Source organism: Ruegeria sp. D7 (assembly GCF_056534355.1).
Genome location: NZ_JBQFPG010000016.1, coordinates 31,288 through 46,267 on the forward strand (window position 1 = coordinate 31,288; position 14,980 = coordinate 46,267).

Below are 14,980 nucleotides of genomic sequence, written 5' to 3' on the forward strand. Positions count from 1 at the left end.
GGAGGGAATGCAGATGGATATCCATGAATATCAGGCGAAAGAACTTCTTTCGAATTTCGGCGTCGAGGTCCCTTCGGGGGCTTTGGCCTACAGCCCCGAGCAAGCGGCATATCGCGCGCGTGAGTTGGGTGGTGACAAGTGGGTCATTAAGGCGCAAGTCCATGCCGGCGGGCGTGGAAAGGCCGGTGGTGTAAAGCTGTGCAACTCGGAAAGCGAAATATACGAGGCTTGTGACGAGATGTTTGGCCGCAAGCTGGTGACGCACCAGACCGGCCCCGAGGGCAAAGGCATTTACCGCGTCTATGTGGAGGCCGCCGTACCGATTGATCGCGAGATTTATCTGGGCTTTGTGCTGGATCGGTCCAGTCAGCGGGTGATGATCGTGGCCTCTTCGGAAGGTGGGATGGAGATCGAAGAAATCTCATCTGAGCGCCCCGACAGTATCGTCCGCTCAATCGTTGAACCTGCCGTTGGATTGCAGGAGTTTCAGGCCCGCGAAATAGCGTTTAATCTGGGGCTGGAACCTCGCCTAATTCAGCACATGGTCCGTACCCTGCAGGGTTGCTATGCTGCGTTCAGCGAGCTGGACGCGACTATGGTCGAGATCAACCCGCTGGTCATCACTGGTGACGACCGTGTGCTGGCGTTGGACGCGAAGATGAGCTTTGACGACAATGCCCTGTTTCGCCATCCGCAGGTTGCTGAATTGCGCGACAAAAGTCAGGAAGACCCGCGCGAAAGCCGCGCGGCGGATCGCGGACTGTCTTATGTCGGACTGGACGGCAATATCGGCTGTATCGTGAACGGTGCCGGTTTGGCCATGGCCACGATGGACACCATCAAGCTGGCTGGCGGTGAACCTGCGAACTTTCTGGACATCGGTGGCGGTGCCTCGCCCGAGCGGGTGGCCAAAGCGTTCCGACTGGTACTGTCCGATGACAACGTTCAGGCGGTGCTGGTCAATATCTTCGCAGGCATTAACCGCTGTGACTGGGTGGCCGAGGGCGTAGTGCAGGCGCTGCGCGAGTTGGAAATCGACCTGCCGGTCATCGTGCGTCTGGCGGGCACCAATGTCGAGGAAGGTCAGAAGATCCTGGCCAAATCGGGCCTGCCAATCATCCGCGCGACAACCCTTATGGAAGCCGCTGAACGCGCTGTGGGTGCATGGCGCAACGATCTGTCCCAAAACACCAAGATGAGGGCTGTGTAATGAGCATTCTTCTGGACCGCGACACCCGCGTTATCGTTCAGGGCATCACCGGACGCATGGCGCGCCTGCATACCAAGGATATGGTGCAATATGGCACCAACGTCGTTGGCGGCGTTGTTCCCGGCAAAGGCGGAGAGACCGTCGAAGGCGTACCCGTATTCGACACCGTCAAACAGGCGGTTGAGGCCACTGGCGCCGAGGCTAGCCTTGTCTTCGTGCCTCCGCCGTTTGCGGCGGATTCGATCATGGAGGCCGCAGATGCCGGTATTCGCTATTGCGTCTGCATCACAGACGGCATCCCCGCGCAGGACATGATCCGCGTAAAACGCTACATGTACCGCTATCCTAAGGACAAGCGCCTGGTGCTGACCGGTCCGAACTGTGCCGGTACCATCAGCCCCGGCAAGGCGCTGCTGGGCATCATGCCGGGACATATCTACCTGCCGGGCACTGTGGGGATCATCGGACGCTCGGGCACGCTGGGTTATGAGGCTGCGGCGCAGTTGAAAGAGCGCGGCATCGGTGTCTCAACCAGCGTCGGCATTGGCGGCGATCCAATCAACGGCTCGTCCTTCCGCGATATCCTTGAGCGGTTCGAACAGGACGAAGACACCGAGGTCATAGCTATGATCGGCGAGATCGGTGGCCCTCAGGAAGCCGAGGCTGCAGAATATATCCGTGACCACGTCACCAAGCCTGTTGTGGCCTATGTCGCGGGTCTGACCGCGCCCAAGGGCCGGACCATGGGCCATGCTGGGGCGATCATCTCGGCCTTTGGCGAAAGCGCCAGCGAGAAGGTGGAAATCCTGTCAGCGGCTGGTGTAACGGTTGCTGAAAACCCCGCGGTGATCGGCGAGACTATCGCCCGTGTCATGGGAAAGGCCGCGTGATGGTCAAACCTTCGGTCCTTGTCACCCGTCGCTGGCCTGCCGCCGTCGAGGCGCAACTGGCCGAAAACTACAACGCCGTGCTGAATACCGGGGACATTCCGATGTCTCCGGCGGAACTCCGCGACGCGTTGAAGACATACGACGCGGTTCTGCCCACCGTCACCGACACGCTTAGCGCCGAGGCGCTGGACGTGGCCGCAGCTCAGACCAAGATTTTGGCCAATTACGGCGTCGGGTACAGTCATATCTGTGAACCGGCGGCCCGTGATCTGGGTATGACGGTCACCAACACGCCCGATGTTCTGTCTGAATGCACCGCCGATCTGGCCATGACCCTGCTTCTGATGGTCGCCCGTCGCGCCGGTGAGGGCGAGCGCGAGCTGCGCGCAGGCGGCTGGACCGGCTGGCGTCCGACCCATTTGGTCGGCACCAAGGTCAGCGGCAAGACGCTGGGCATCATCGGCTTTGGCCGCATCGGTCAGGAAATGGCCCGTCGCGCCCATCACGGGTTTGGCATGAAAATTCTTGTCCAGAACCGCAGCGCCGTGTCGCCCGACGTGCTGAAGCAGTTCGATGCGACCCAAGTCGAAACGGTGGATGATCTGCTGCCGCATTGCGACTTTGTCTCGCTGCATTGCCCCGGCGGGGCTGCGAACCGGCACCTGATCAACGGACGCAGGCTGGACCTGATGAAGCCCGACGCCTTCCTGATCAACACCGCGCGCGGCGAGGTGGTGGACGAGCGCGCTTTGGTACAGTCGCTGATGTTCGACACGATCGGCGGCGCCGCGCTGGATGTGTTCGACGGCGAGCCACGCATCAGCCCCGACCTGCTGCAATGCGACAACCTCGTGATGCTGCCGCATCTGGGCAGCGCAACAAAAGAATCGCGCGAAGCCATGGGCTTTCGCGTGCTGGACAATCTGGGCGACTTCTTCGCTGGTCGCCCACCCCGTGACCGCGTGATCTGACGCACCCTTCTTCAAAGGAGCAAAACCCATGAGCTTTTATGCCATCGAACAGGCCCCCGCGCGCCTGAACCGCAGCGAACTCGCCGTGCCGGGCAGCCAGCCCGGCATGTTCGAAAAAGCCGCGAAATCGGATGTGGACGTGATCTTCCTAGATCTCGAAGACGCGGTAGCCCCGGATGAAAAAGAGCAGGCCCGCAAGAACATCATTCAAGCCCTGAACGATATCGACTGGGGCAGCAAGACAATGTCGGTGCGCATCAACGGGCTGGATACGCATTACATGTATCGCGACGTTGTGGATGTAGTCGAACAAGCCGGTGAGCGGCTGGACCTGATCATGATCCCCAAGGTCGGCACAGCAGCAGATGTCTATGCCGTCGATATGATGGTCACGCAGATCGAAGACGCGATGGGTTACAAGAAACGCATCGGGTTCGAGCATATCATCGAGACCGCTCTGGGCATGCAGAATGTCAGCGAAATCGCGGCGGCCTCGAACCGCAATGAGAGCCTGCACTTCGGTGTGGCGGACTATGCAGCCTCGACCCGCGCGCGAACCACGATCATTGGTGGCGTGAACCCCGACTATTCGGTTCTGACTGACCCGGATGGCGATGCTGCGCGCGCGACCCATTGGGGCGATATGTGGCACTACGCGCTCGCCCGTATGGTTGTCGCCGCCCGTGCCAACGGTCTGCGTCCGATTGATGGTCCGTTCGGTGATTTCCAGGATCCTGAAGGCTATAAGGCAGCTGCCAAAAGGGCGGCGGTGTTGGGCTGCGAAGGCAAATGGGCCATCCATCCCAGCCAGATCGCTCTGGCGAACGAGGTCATGTCACCCAGCGATGCCGAAGTCACCAAGGCGCAGCGTATCCTTGTTGCTATGGCCGAGGCCGAGACCGCAGGCAAAGGTGCAGTGTCGCTGGATGGTCGTCTGATCGACTATGCCTCGATCCGCCAGGCGGAGGTCATGGTCGAAAAGGCTCGCCAGATCGCGGCTGCCTGATTTTAGCCCGAACTGGCGTAACCAGTAGACGGATACTCCCTTGCCCCGGTTGGTCCGGGGCAGGCAACACCCGCGGATTACGTCGATCATCTATTCGGAATTGTACCAGATCTGTAGCACCCAATCCCTGACATTCACAACGCTATTTGAAAACAGTATTTTTCGACTCGGTCAGACAAAACCATCCGCCGACGGCGCGTTACCATTTGCCCCTATTGAGCCAAATACGCTGACGTCGAGCGTCTCGAGATTTTCCTGCGTTGCCCGGGCTCGCCGTATCTGGCTCTGACCAATCACTTAAGTCAAACTTGCTGTAGCGCGCGGCGAATGGCCGGTTTGGTGAGGCAGCGCTGCAGCCAATCTGACTAGGATTGTACTTCCGATTTAGTCCGTCCGGAAAAGTTTGCAAAGTCCGCTTCCTGCGCGTAGCCGCCGCTAAAGAACAACTAGGACTGCAACCGCAGCGAAGATGTGTTGTGTGGCGCATACGAGCCTTATCGGGCGAATTACAGCAATCGATCAGACCGCACCGCGAGAGGGACCATATTCACAGCTTATAAATGCAAAGGTACTTCAAGCAAATTCCAAAAGGATGACTAACGTCAGTTGGCGTTGGAGCCATGCCGTTTGAACGTCGACTACTTTTTTAGTCCCAAGTGTTCGAATTTAGCTACCTGATTTATCTCCCATTAAATCCCGCATAGCTTCTTCGGTGGAAATGACCAAGGGCTTCTAAGATGTTTATGTTATACATTATTTATTAGATCTTATCGATTTGCATAAACTCTCTTCGTCTCCGCCATTACCCACTTTCGGAATGTTAAAACGGCGCCAGCGCACCGTTGTGTCATTGAAATCAGACACTTTTTTTCTGCGCTCAATATCCCTGTTCTGATCCCCGTAATTTGGTGTAAATTGCGGGGTGGATATCTGGTAACCGAAATTCGGGACAAAGCTGCAATGCAAAGGGTCGATACGTCGAACGTCGACTGACACAGCGTGTGGTCGAGAAAGCCGCTCTGGACTGCCACATAGTCGGAGGCGGCCTCTACTTAGTGGTAGATCCAAAAGGTGCAAAACGATGGCTATTGCGCATCGTAGTGCAAGAGCGGCGCAGTGACTTTGGTCTGCGATCCGCGTCGATGGTCTGCGTCGAAGAAGCAAGATCAAAAGCCGAGGAATACCGAAGATTGGCATGAGGCAGTGGCGATCCCGTTGAGCAAAAGGAAGCTGTAGCGAAGGTCTTTATCACATTCGATGAGCTTGCCACTCGCGTTCACAAAGGATGTATCATTCCGAAAAGCAGTAACGGCAAGCAGGTTGACCATCAGTTTAACACACTGAACATCTACACGTCACCCGTTGTTGGGAAAAAGCCGGTTCACTTGATTTCGCGATCAGATTTTTTTCGCCGTTCTTAACTCAATCTGGAAAGCAAAACATGAAATGGCGCGTCGAGTGCGAAAAAAGATTAGAGTAGTGATTGACTACGCACTGGGAACCGGAATCAAATCAGACAGAAACCCGGTCGCCGACGTCTTAAAAGACAGCAAAACACGACTCGCCGAAAGTGAAACACTTCGAAGCTGCCACTAGGCTTGAGGCGACAGAGAATTTCTAAGCCCTCAGGAAAAGGGATGAGATCAGGGCACTCGATCTTTACTAGAGAATCGCAACAGGCGTGCGATCCGGTGCAGTTCGAAGCTCGGTGGAACGAGTTCTGTGACACATTGTCTGGTGGACGATCCCAGACGTTCACATGAAATCGCGGGAGATATTTGAAGTTCCACTATGTCGTACCGCGAGTGACATAGTGGTCAGGGCCAAGAGGTTTGCAGACGGTCCAAATAGCCTCGTTTTCCATCGCCTTATGGAAATGGAAAGTCGATGCTAAACGTCAGATATGGGCACCGACCAGTCAATAACACATACAGCAGAGAACGACCAATTCGAGCCCAGTTTACCGATTGCTGCAATGCGCACCAATGACCGCTAAACGGGTACTGGCACGGCGGAGCAGTTGCCTGTCAGTTAAATCCAGCGCTCGTTTGATCAACAGGGTATTCTCGAAAATTAATTGAGCGGCGAAATATTCCGAAGTGATGGCGAATTATGTACAATCTCTGATTTAACTTTAAATAGGGTTAGCGATACCTGGGAGAGACAGCATGACCGGTTCAGAAACAATTTCCTTGGGCTATCACGTCGATCCATCACGTTCTAGCTCGTTACAGGCTTCGGCATACACACAGGATAAGTGGTTTGACGCTGACCTTCGCTCGATTCTCTCCAAGAGTTGGCAATGGGTGTGTCATGTCGAAAAGACGCGTGAGCCGGGATCATATGTAACGGTGGATGTTGCCGGTCAGCCTATTGCGGTCGTGCGTGACAAAGAGGGTAAGCTTCGCGCCTTTTACAACGTCTGTAAACACCGTGCCCATGAACTGCTATCAGGCGAAGGCAATACCACACGGATTATGTGCCCCTATCACGCCTGGGTCTATAAGCTTGACGGGCAATTGGCGCGTGCGCCACATACTGAAAACCTCGAAGACTTCAACAAGGATGAGATTTGCCTCGACGAAGTGCAGGTTGAAGAATTCTGCGGTTTTGTTTTTGTCAATTTGGATCCGACGGCTGCCTCTTTGTCAGAGCAATCCGGAAACCTGGAAGCCGAGGTGCGCCATTGGGCGCCGGATGTGGATCAACTCACTTTTGGCCACCGTCTGACCTACGACATCAAGTCGAATTGGAAGAACGTCGTGGACAATTTCCTTGAGTGCTATCATTGCCCTACGGCCCATAAGGATTTTTGTGACCTCGTGGATATGGATACCTACAAGGTTACAACCTACGGCATCTACTCCAGCCATATGGCTGACGCAGGCAACAGTCCAAATACCGCCTATGACGTCTCGAACGCCACGGTGAAAACTCACGCGGTTTGGTGGCTCTATCCCACCACTTGCCTGATGCGATATCCCGGACGGTCCAGCATGATCGTGTTGAACATCATACCTGTTGGGCCAGATCGGACGCTTGAAACTTACGACTTCTTCCTTGAGACGCCGGAACCCGACGCGATGGAGTTGGACGCAATTCGCTATCTGGACGAAGTTCTTCAGGTCGAAGATATCAGCCTTGTCGAAAGTGTGCAGCGCGGGATGAATACACCTGCGTTCACCCAAGGTCGGATCGTCAATGACCCGGACGGGTCCGGCAAGTCCGAGCACGCCGTTCATCACTTCCATGGCTTAGTCTTGGACGCTTACGCAAAAGGTGCCACGTGACGCGGCCAAACATCCTTGTGGTCATGGCGGACCAATTGGCTCCGCATTTCACAGGGGCGTACGGGCATAAGGTCGCCAAGACGCCACATCTTGACGCGTTGGCCGCGCGCGGCATGCGCTTCGATGCAGCTTACTGCAATTCCCCTCTCTGTGCGCCTTCACGGTTTTCCTTTATGTCGGGTCAGCACATCAGTCGCATCGCAGCTTACGACAATGCATCCGAGTTCAAGGCTTCGGTGCCGACATTTGCGCATTATCTGAAATCGCTGGGCTATCGTACATGTTTGGCAGGCAAGATGCATTTTGTCGGGCCGGATCAGATGCATGGATTTGAGGATCGTGTGACAACCGACATCTATCCTGCTGATTTCGCGTGGACCCCGGATTGGGAGGCCCCGGACGAGCGGATCGACAAGTGGTATCACAACATGCAAACGGTGAAGGAAAGCGGCGTTGCCCACGCGACTTTCCAGATCGACTATGACGACGAGGTCGGTTTTGCTGCCAAACGCTGGCTGTTCGATGCGGCCCGAGACAAAGCGCTTGGCAATGACGCGCCTTTTGCGATGGTTGCAAGCTTCATTCACCCGCATGATCCTTACGTTGCGCGGCCCGAATGGTGGAACCTGTATACGGATGATGAAATTGACTTGCCCGCGTTTGTGCCCGCGTTGGAGGATCAAGACCCCTTTTCACGACGTTTATTGGATGGGATCGAAGCGTCTTATGTGCCACTGACCGAGGAAGAAATCCTGCGCGCGCGCCATGCCTACTTGGCAAACGTCAGTTACTTCGACAGCAAAATCGGAGAGCTGGTTCAAATCCTCGAAGAAACGGGCGAGTTGGACAGCACCATTGTGATTGTCACAGCCGACCATGGCGACATGCTGGGTGAACGAGGGCTGTGGTACAAAATGAACTTCTTCGAGCACTCAGCACGAATTCCATTGGTCATGGCCGGACCAGGCATCGCTGTTGGGGCCGCTCAAAATGCAGTGTCACTGGTTGATCTATTGCCGACATTTATCGACATCGGTGGCGGTGATGAGACGATGATCGGAGAGCCGATCGACGGTCGTAGCCTTATGCCTCTGGCTCGGGGTGAAGATGATCCAGTTGATGAGGCGATCGGAGAATACTGTGCCGAGATGACGGGCTATCCTGTGATCATGATCCGGCGCGGGCCCTTGAAATATATTCATTGTGATAGCGACCCACCGCAGCTCTATGACCTGAGTGCTGACCCGATGGAAACGAAGAATTTAGCTTCGGACCCAAGCTACTCTGACGCGAAAACTCGTTTTGCAGCCGAAGTCGCCGAACGGTGGGACGGCAGCGCTTTGCGAAAGAAGATAATCGCCACGCAAAAATCGCGCCGTGCATTACATGCCGCGATGGAGGCCGGTGCCAGCGAGCCTTGGGACTACAACCCGCCGTCCGATGCAAGTCAGCAATATGTACGCAACAATATGGATTGGACAGTGGCTGCACGCCGCTACCGTTTTCCGCCTTTGAAGGATTGAAACCAATGATGCTGAACGGAAAAGTTGCTCTCGTGACTGGTGCTCGCGGTGGGATCGGGCGCGCGATTGTCGCTCGGTTTCTAAGAGAGGGCGCAACGGTATTTGCCGCTGACCTCACGCCGGAAGGGTCGTTAGATCAGCACGACGATGATGGCAGTCATTTTGTTAAGCTGGATGTGACTCAAGAAGCAGACTCGGTTGCGGCGATGGATCATGTGCGCGCCGCACACGGAAAGTTGGACATCCTAGTGAACGCGGCGGGGATCGAGATCGAAAAAACGGTTGAAGAGACCACGTTGGAGGAATGGAATCAAAGCTTTGCGGTTAATTCCACGGGCACGTTCCTGATCTCGAAATACGCCATCCCATTGATGCGCGAAGCGGCGAAGACAGGGAATAGCGCAAGCCTTATCAATTTTGGCTCCTACGACGGGTTCATCGCAGATCCAGGGCTTGCGGCCTATTGCGCGACCAAGGGTGCAGTTCACGCTTTGACCCGCGCAATGGCTTGCGATCATGGCCCAGAAGGTATCCGGGTGAATGCCATCTGCCCTGGCTATATCGACACTCCAATGCTGCAGAGCTTCTTCAACGGCGATGGATCCGGCGGAGGAGGTGGCAACATTGAAACGCTGCAAAAGGCCGTGCGTGATGTTCATCCGATGCGCACCTACGGGACGCCCGAGGATATTGCAAATTTGGTCAACTGGCTTGCCTCGGACGAGGCGCGCTATGCCTCTGGCCAGTTGTGGGTTCTGGACGGGGGGCTGTCTGCACAAGTGCAGCAGATGAAGCTCTGATGCCCAAGCCAGTCATTATCACTTGCGCGCCGACTGGAGGCATCCATACGCCGTCAATGTCACCGCATCTGCCGATTACACCGGCCGAGATTGCGACGGCCAGTATTGAGGCGGCCCAGGCAGGGGCATCAATCGTTCACCTGCACGCACGGCACCCGGAGACAGGAAAACCCGATCCCCGACCTGAGCTGTTCAAGCAATTTCTACCCGTAATCAAGCAGTCCACCGATGTTGTGATGAATGTCTCGACCGGCGGCGGCTTGGGGATGTCGATGGATGAGCGGCTGCTGGCGGCGACATCTACCAGCCCAGAGATGGCATCGCTCAACATGGGATCCATGAACTTTGGTATCTTTCCGATGCTGCAGAAATACACCGAGTTTCAGCACGACTGGGAACGGCCATTTTTGGAGATGACGGAAGACTTTATCTTTCCCAACACTTTCAAAACAATTCGTTACGCCATCGAAAAACTTGGTGGAGATCACGGCACCAAGTTCGAGTTCGAATGCTATGATCTTGGACATCTCTACAACGTCAAATGGTTCGTGGATCAGGGCCTGATCAAACCGCCATTTTTCATTCAGATGGTATTTGGCATCTTGGGTGGCGTTGGCGCAGATGCGGACCATCTGACTCACATGCACAACACAGCCGATAAGCTGTTCGGAGCAGAGAATTACGAATGGTCGGTCCTTGCCGCTGGTCGTCACCAAATGCCATTTGCGACCCAAAGCGCCATGCGGGGCGGTAACCTGCGCGTCGGTCTCGAAGACAGCCTGTTCATGGGCAAGGGTGAGTTGGCAAAATCTAACGCGGAACAGGTCACGCGCATCCGATCAATCGTTGAAAACCTTGGCCTTACGGTCGCGTCGCCAGCAGAAGCCCGCATGCGGCTCGCACTAAAAGGCGGCGATCAGGTTGGCTTCTAAGGAGATGCATATGCAGACGAAGATGTTGATCAATGGCGAATTGGTTGAAGGGATCGGAGAGGCCTTGGACGTCCTGAACCCTGCAACAGGCGAGGTAGTCGGTGCTGTAAAAGAAGCCAGCGATGCACAGATCGAGGCGGCGGTGCGCGGCTCAGCAGAGGCATTTGAGACCTTTTCGGTTACGACCCCTGCAGAACGCGCTACAATCTTGCTTCAGATAGCTGATGTTATCGAGGCGAACAGCCAGGAGTTGGCAGAACTTGAGAGCCTAGATGTGGGAAAACCCTGGCCATCGGCTCATGATGATGAAATGCCGCTGACGATTGATGTCTTTCACTTTTTCGCCGGGGCTGCGCGCACCATGATGGGGTCTGCCTCTGGAGAGTATGTCGCGGGTCATACGTCGATGATCCGGCGCGACCCCATTGGCCCTGTCGCCGCCATCGCCCCTTGGAACTACCCGCTGATGATGGCGTCCTGGAAGATTGCTGCACCAATTGCGGCAGGATGTTCGGTGGTGTTGAAACCGTCCGAGATCACGCCGCTATCTACTCTGCGACTTGCAGAACTGTTACAAGATGTTCTGCCAAAAGGCGTGCTTAACGTGATCCATGGTCGCGGGCCCGGCGTGGGGAATGCCCTGATGAACAGCCCACAGATGGAAGGGATCAGTGTTACGGGTTCTCCGGCGACAGGCATGGCTGCAATGCGAGCTGCTTCCCAGAAAATTAAACACGTTCATCTGGAATTGGGCGGCAAGGCGCCAGTCATTGTCTTTGATGATGCTGATCTCGATGCTGTGGCCGAGACGATCCGATATGGCAGCTACTTCAATGCCGGTCAGGATTGCGCACAGCCTTGCCGCGTGATGGTTGCAGACAGTGTTTACGACAAACTTGTGGCCGCGATTGCCGGTCAGGTTGGCCAGATCCAAATCGGTGCACCGAAAGCTGAAGGAACGGAAATGGGCCCGCTTGTCTCTGCGGCTCAGCGGGATCGTGTAGCGGGTTTTGTTGATCGCGCACGCAGCAGCTCTGAAATCGTTTCCGGTGGGGCCTCTGGCGAAGAAGACGGCTTTTTCTACCAGCCGACAGTCATCGCCAATGTCGACAACACTGCAGAGATTGCCTGCAATGAGGTTTTTGGACCCGTTGTAACTGTCTCTCGGTTTTCTGAGGCAGAAGATGCGTTGAAGACCGCCAACAACGGACCCTACGGGTTGGCCTCATCGGTTTGGACACGAGATGTTGGGAGAGCAATGCAAATGACGTCCAAGTTGCGCTATGGATTCACCTGGGTAAACACGCATGGGGTTGCGACCCCCGAGATGCCTTGGGCCGCGATGAAGGGCTCAGGCACGGGCAGTGATATGTCGGTCTATGCGCTGGATGCTTACACCGCAGTCCGTCACGTTATGGTGGCACACTGATGCGGTTAGCTGGGAAACGCGCCTTTGTTACAGGCGGCAAACAGGGCATTGGTCGCGGCATCGTTGAGGCCTTCGCAGCCGAAGGTGCGGCTATCGCCACCTGCGGGCGCGGCCCTCAACCAGATGATCTACCTGATCAAGTAACCTGGTACACGCTGGATGTATCCAATCCCGAAGCGGTTGCACGTACTGCCCGAACAATCGGCCTGGTAGATATCCTGGTAAACAACGCCGGCGTTCAGGTCGAAAAAACAGTGACCGAAAGCACAGACGCGGATTGGGATTTGGTGATGGGAGTAAACGCACGAGGCGTTTTTAACTGTTGCCGCGCCTTTATTCCGAAAATGTCTCAGGGTGGTTCGATCATCAACATTGGTTCTATCTCGGGCAATGCCGCTGACCCATCGATGGCGCTCTACAATGCTTCAAAAGCCTTTGTGCATGGGCTTACACGCTCTATCGCGGTGGACCATGGACCTGCGGTGCGCTGCAATGCAATCTGCCCGGGATGGATTGAGACGGGCATGCTGGACGCAGCATTCGAACTCGCCCATGACCCGGAAAAGGCTAGATCAGACGCGCTGGCACGCCATGCGGTCAAACGCTTTGGTAAGCCCGCAGACATTGCTGGGATGGCTGTTTGGCTAGCTTCTGACGAGTCGTCTTTTGCGACTGGCCAACTGTTCACTGTAGACGGTGGTATGACTGCGGCATCCCCCCTGAATCCGGGACTGTTCTGATGTCGGAAATCGAAAGAACCGCCATTCTCGGAGCCGGTGTCATCGGGGCAAGCTGGGCAGCGCTGTTCCTCGCGTCGGGTCGCAGTGTGACCGTATTTGATCCCGATCCGAACGCTGAGGCATCCGTCCGTAAATACATTGAAAAGGCGTGGCCTGCGTTGGAAGAATTGGGCCAAGTTGGCCACGCCACCCGAGATGCGATCACCTTTGCACCGACCGCAGCTGAGGCCGTGCGAAACGCGCAGTTCATTCAGGAGAATGTGCCCGAGCGGTTGCCGATCAAACATTCCACCTATGCGGAAGTTGAGCCAGAGTTGAGCGCTGATGCAATAGTTTCAAGCTCAACATCCGGCCTAACACTCGAGGCTCTTCAACAGGGTTGGCGCGATCCGAGTAAGCTCATCTTAGGTCATCCGTTCAACCCGCCACATCTCATTCCGCTGGTCGAGTTGACAGCGAACGACGCCACCGGTTCAGATGTTCTGAACCGAACAGAGACGTTCTACGAAGACCTGGGCAAAGTCACGATCCGGATCAAGAAGGGCATGCCCGGACACGTCGCAAACCGCTTACAAGCTGCAGTATGGCGCGAGGCCGTCCATATGGCGATTGAAGGCGTTGCCAGTGTCGAAGACATCGATAAAGCGATGTGGGCCGGCCCCGGATTGCGGTGGGCCGCGATGGGTCCGACGACGCTTTTCCACCTGGGTGCAGGCGACGGCGGTCTGCGGGCCTTCTGTGACCATTTCAAGGATACATTCAATGGCTGGTGGGATGACCTGGGCAACCCTCGTCTTGATGAGGATGTCATCAATAAACTGGTCGATGGTATTAACGATCAAACTCAGGGGCAAAGTACCGAAGAGTTATCAGCGCAACGCGACAAGATGCTTACGGCGATGCAAAAAGCTACCCAACACCTTCGGACTTAATATCAGGCTTGAACATTGGCCAAGCGCGGAACTCGAATGGCGTGCGGCCTTCAATACGGTCTGCAGTTGGTGTGAGGCCAAAACGGCTTCGATATGCCCGGCTGAAATGAACTTGCCCGTTAAATCCTGATGCTTCTGCAATCTCGCTGAATTTCAACTCTGTTTGGGTTACTAGTCCACGCGCGCGATCAAGGCGTATGTCACGGTAGTACTCGATCGGCGACTTCTGGACATATTGCTGAAACAATCTGCTAAGTTGTCGTTGCGAAATCTTCAACCTCGCTGATATTTCAGGGATCGACAAAGTGGCTTCCAAATGTGCCTCCATCAAGTCGATCGCGTCCCTTACCACCCCAGAGGTGACATACCCCAGTGGCTCCACGTCTTTGGGGTTCTGTGATTGGCCCTCACCGCGTACATTGTGATGAAAAAGATATCGCGCAGATGCATTGGCGATACTCTCACCATCGACAGAGTGCACAAACCGCAAACCCAGATCGGTCGCTGCGGAACCCCCGCAACAAGTGAACATCTTTCCATCCATAACAATCATGTTCTCTGACACTGTGGTATCATGGGCCATTTCAGCAAAGGCATCGATGTGTTCATAGTGAACCGTCGCTGTCTTGCCTTTAAGCAGTCCAGCAGCCGCAAGAACAATCGCACCAGTATCCAAGCCGCCAACGATTGCTCCGCACGCCTCCCACTTCTGAAGGGCCACCTTAAACTGAGATGTTCCGTGACGTTCAGGTGACCAACTTGTACTCACCAGAACCAACCAGGGCTTGCGCCCCGTCACGGCCGCCAATGGGGCAGTGTCAACGACTAGGCCGCTACTAGACTCAACTGGTCCACCGAGGTCCGAGACATAGGTCCAAGAAAATCGAGCCGAACCTGTCAGGTAATTGGCTATTCTGAAAGGATCCACGAAAGACGTAGTCGCCGAAACATTGAAATGCGGACTCACCAGGACAACGATATCTAGCGTGCGATCAATTGGATGGATCATGGCCGATTCTGTAAAATGGCGTCCAAAATTGTCAATAATGAACTTATCACTGGTTCAAAAAAGTCCAATTACTAAGGCAAACACAGCATAAACAAGGGGGAAATACCGGGGGAGATCAGCGCTCATTAAGTTTCTGAAATCCAAAAACGGACATTCGTTCTACCGCGGCGAAAGTCCGTTTTGGCCGCTAGAAACTTAGTGTTGTTGCGAGACAAAGAGATCACAATTCGGGATTCCGCGTCCAAGCG

The 14,980-nt window shown here is 55.3% G+C and carries 14 protein-coding genes; 13 read left to right on the top strand and 1 reads right to left on the bottom strand.

Annotated features, from left to right (window positions below; translation table 11 throughout):
• Positions 1 to 13 precede the first annotated feature (13 nt).
• The 13 genes from ACRZ9U_RS18260 (at position 14) to ACRZ9U_RS18320 (ending at position 13,723) form a co-directional block, all read left to right on the top strand.
• A complete protein-coding gene (locus ACRZ9U_RS18260) occupies positions 14 to 1,210 on the top strand; it encodes a malate--CoA ligase subunit beta (protein ID WP_170396612.1) in 1,197 nt (398 codons plus the stop codon).
• The gene (sucD, locus tag ACRZ9U_RS18265) at positions 1,210 to 2,100 is read left to right on the top strand and encodes a succinate--CoA ligase subunit alpha (RefSeq protein WP_170408424.1); all 891 of its coding nucleotides are present in this window, start codon (positions 1,210 to 1,212) and stop codon (positions 2,098 to 2,100) included. Before ACRZ9U_RS18260 ends, sucD begins: the two co-directional genes overlap by 1 nt.
• On the top strand, positions 2,100 to 3,071 hold the full coding sequence (locus ACRZ9U_RS18270) for a 2-hydroxyacid dehydrogenase (protein WP_170408467.1): 972 nt from the start codon (positions 2,100 to 2,102) through the stop codon (positions 3,069 to 3,071). Before sucD ends, ACRZ9U_RS18270 begins: the two co-directional genes overlap by 1 nt.
• Positions 3,072 to 3,099: 28 nt before the next feature.
• Positions 3,100 to 4,077, top strand: a complete 978-nt coding sequence (locus ACRZ9U_RS18275) for an HpcH/HpaI aldolase/citrate lyase family protein (RefSeq protein WP_170408425.1) — start codon at positions 3,100 to 3,102, stop codon at positions 4,075 to 4,077.
• A 1,001-nt stretch (positions 4,078 to 5,078) separates the two neighbouring features.
• Entirely contained in the window at positions 5,079 to 5,276 is a 198-nt protein-coding gene (locus tag ACRZ9U_RS18280; RefSeq protein ID WP_170408426.1) for an Arm DNA-binding domain-containing protein, read from the top strand.
• Positions 5,277 to 5,478: 202 nt separating this feature from the next.
• The gene (locus ACRZ9U_RS18285; RefSeq protein WP_480902644.1) at positions 5,479 to 5,673 is read left to right on the top strand and encodes a phage integrase central domain-containing protein; all 195 of its coding nucleotides are present in this window, start codon (positions 5,479 to 5,481) and stop codon (positions 5,671 to 5,673) included.
• A 572-nt stretch (positions 5,674 to 6,245) separates the two neighbouring features.
• Positions 6,246 to 7,367 carry a ring-hydroxylating oxygenase subunit alpha gene (locus ACRZ9U_RS18290; protein ID WP_170408427.1) on the top strand — a complete coding sequence of 374 codons (1,122 nt, stop codon included), beginning with the start codon at positions 6,246 to 6,248 and terminating at the stop codon, positions 7,365 to 7,367.
• Positions 7,364 to 8,890, top strand: coding sequence for a choline-sulfatase (gene betC, locus ACRZ9U_RS18295; protein ID WP_170408428.1), 1,527 nt, complete (start codon positions 7,364 to 7,366; stop codon positions 8,888 to 8,890). The genes ACRZ9U_RS18290 and betC overlap by 4 nt, the downstream gene beginning before the upstream one ends.
• A 32-nt stretch (positions 8,891 to 8,922) precedes the next feature.
• Complete coding sequence (locus tag ACRZ9U_RS18300) at positions 8,923 to 9,690, top strand: SDR family NAD(P)-dependent oxidoreductase (RefSeq protein WP_480902602.1); 768 nt, start codon at positions 8,923 to 8,925, stop codon at positions 9,688 to 9,690.
• Positions 9,690 to 10,622 carry a 3,5-dioxohexanoate:acetyl-CoA acetone transferase gene (kce, locus tag ACRZ9U_RS18305; protein ID WP_170736767.1) on the top strand — a complete coding sequence of 311 codons (933 nt, stop codon included), beginning with the start codon at positions 9,690 to 9,692 and terminating at the stop codon, positions 10,620 to 10,622. The genes ACRZ9U_RS18300 and kce overlap by 1 nt, the downstream gene beginning before the upstream one ends.
• A gap of 10 nt (positions 10,623 to 10,632) precedes the next feature.
• Complete coding sequence (locus ACRZ9U_RS18310) at positions 10,633 to 12,051, top strand: gamma-aminobutyraldehyde dehydrogenase (protein ID WP_170408431.1); 1,419 nt, start codon at positions 10,633 to 10,635, stop codon at positions 12,049 to 12,051.
• The gene (locus tag ACRZ9U_RS18315; protein ID WP_170408432.1) at positions 12,051 to 12,791 is read left to right on the top strand and encodes an SDR family oxidoreductase; all 741 of its coding nucleotides are present in this window, start codon (positions 12,051 to 12,053) and stop codon (positions 12,789 to 12,791) included. The genes ACRZ9U_RS18310 and ACRZ9U_RS18315 overlap by 1 nt, the downstream gene beginning before the upstream one ends.
• Positions 12,791 to 13,723, top strand: a complete 933-nt coding sequence (locus tag ACRZ9U_RS18320) for a 3-hydroxyacyl-CoA dehydrogenase NAD-binding domain-containing protein (RefSeq protein WP_170408433.1) — start codon at positions 12,791 to 12,793, stop codon at positions 13,721 to 13,723. Before ACRZ9U_RS18315 ends, ACRZ9U_RS18320 begins: the two co-directional genes overlap by 1 nt.
• Here the strand turns inward: ACRZ9U_RS18320 and ACRZ9U_RS18325 are convergent.
• On the bottom strand, positions 13,701 to 14,732 hold the full coding sequence (locus ACRZ9U_RS18325; RefSeq protein ID WP_170408434.1) for a GlxA family transcriptional regulator: 1,032 nt from the start codon (positions 14,730 to 14,732) through the stop codon (positions 13,701 to 13,703). The two genes, ACRZ9U_RS18320 and ACRZ9U_RS18325, sit on opposite strands and share 23 nt — an antisense overlap.
• Between the last annotated feature and the right edge of the window lie 248 nt (positions 14,733 to 14,980).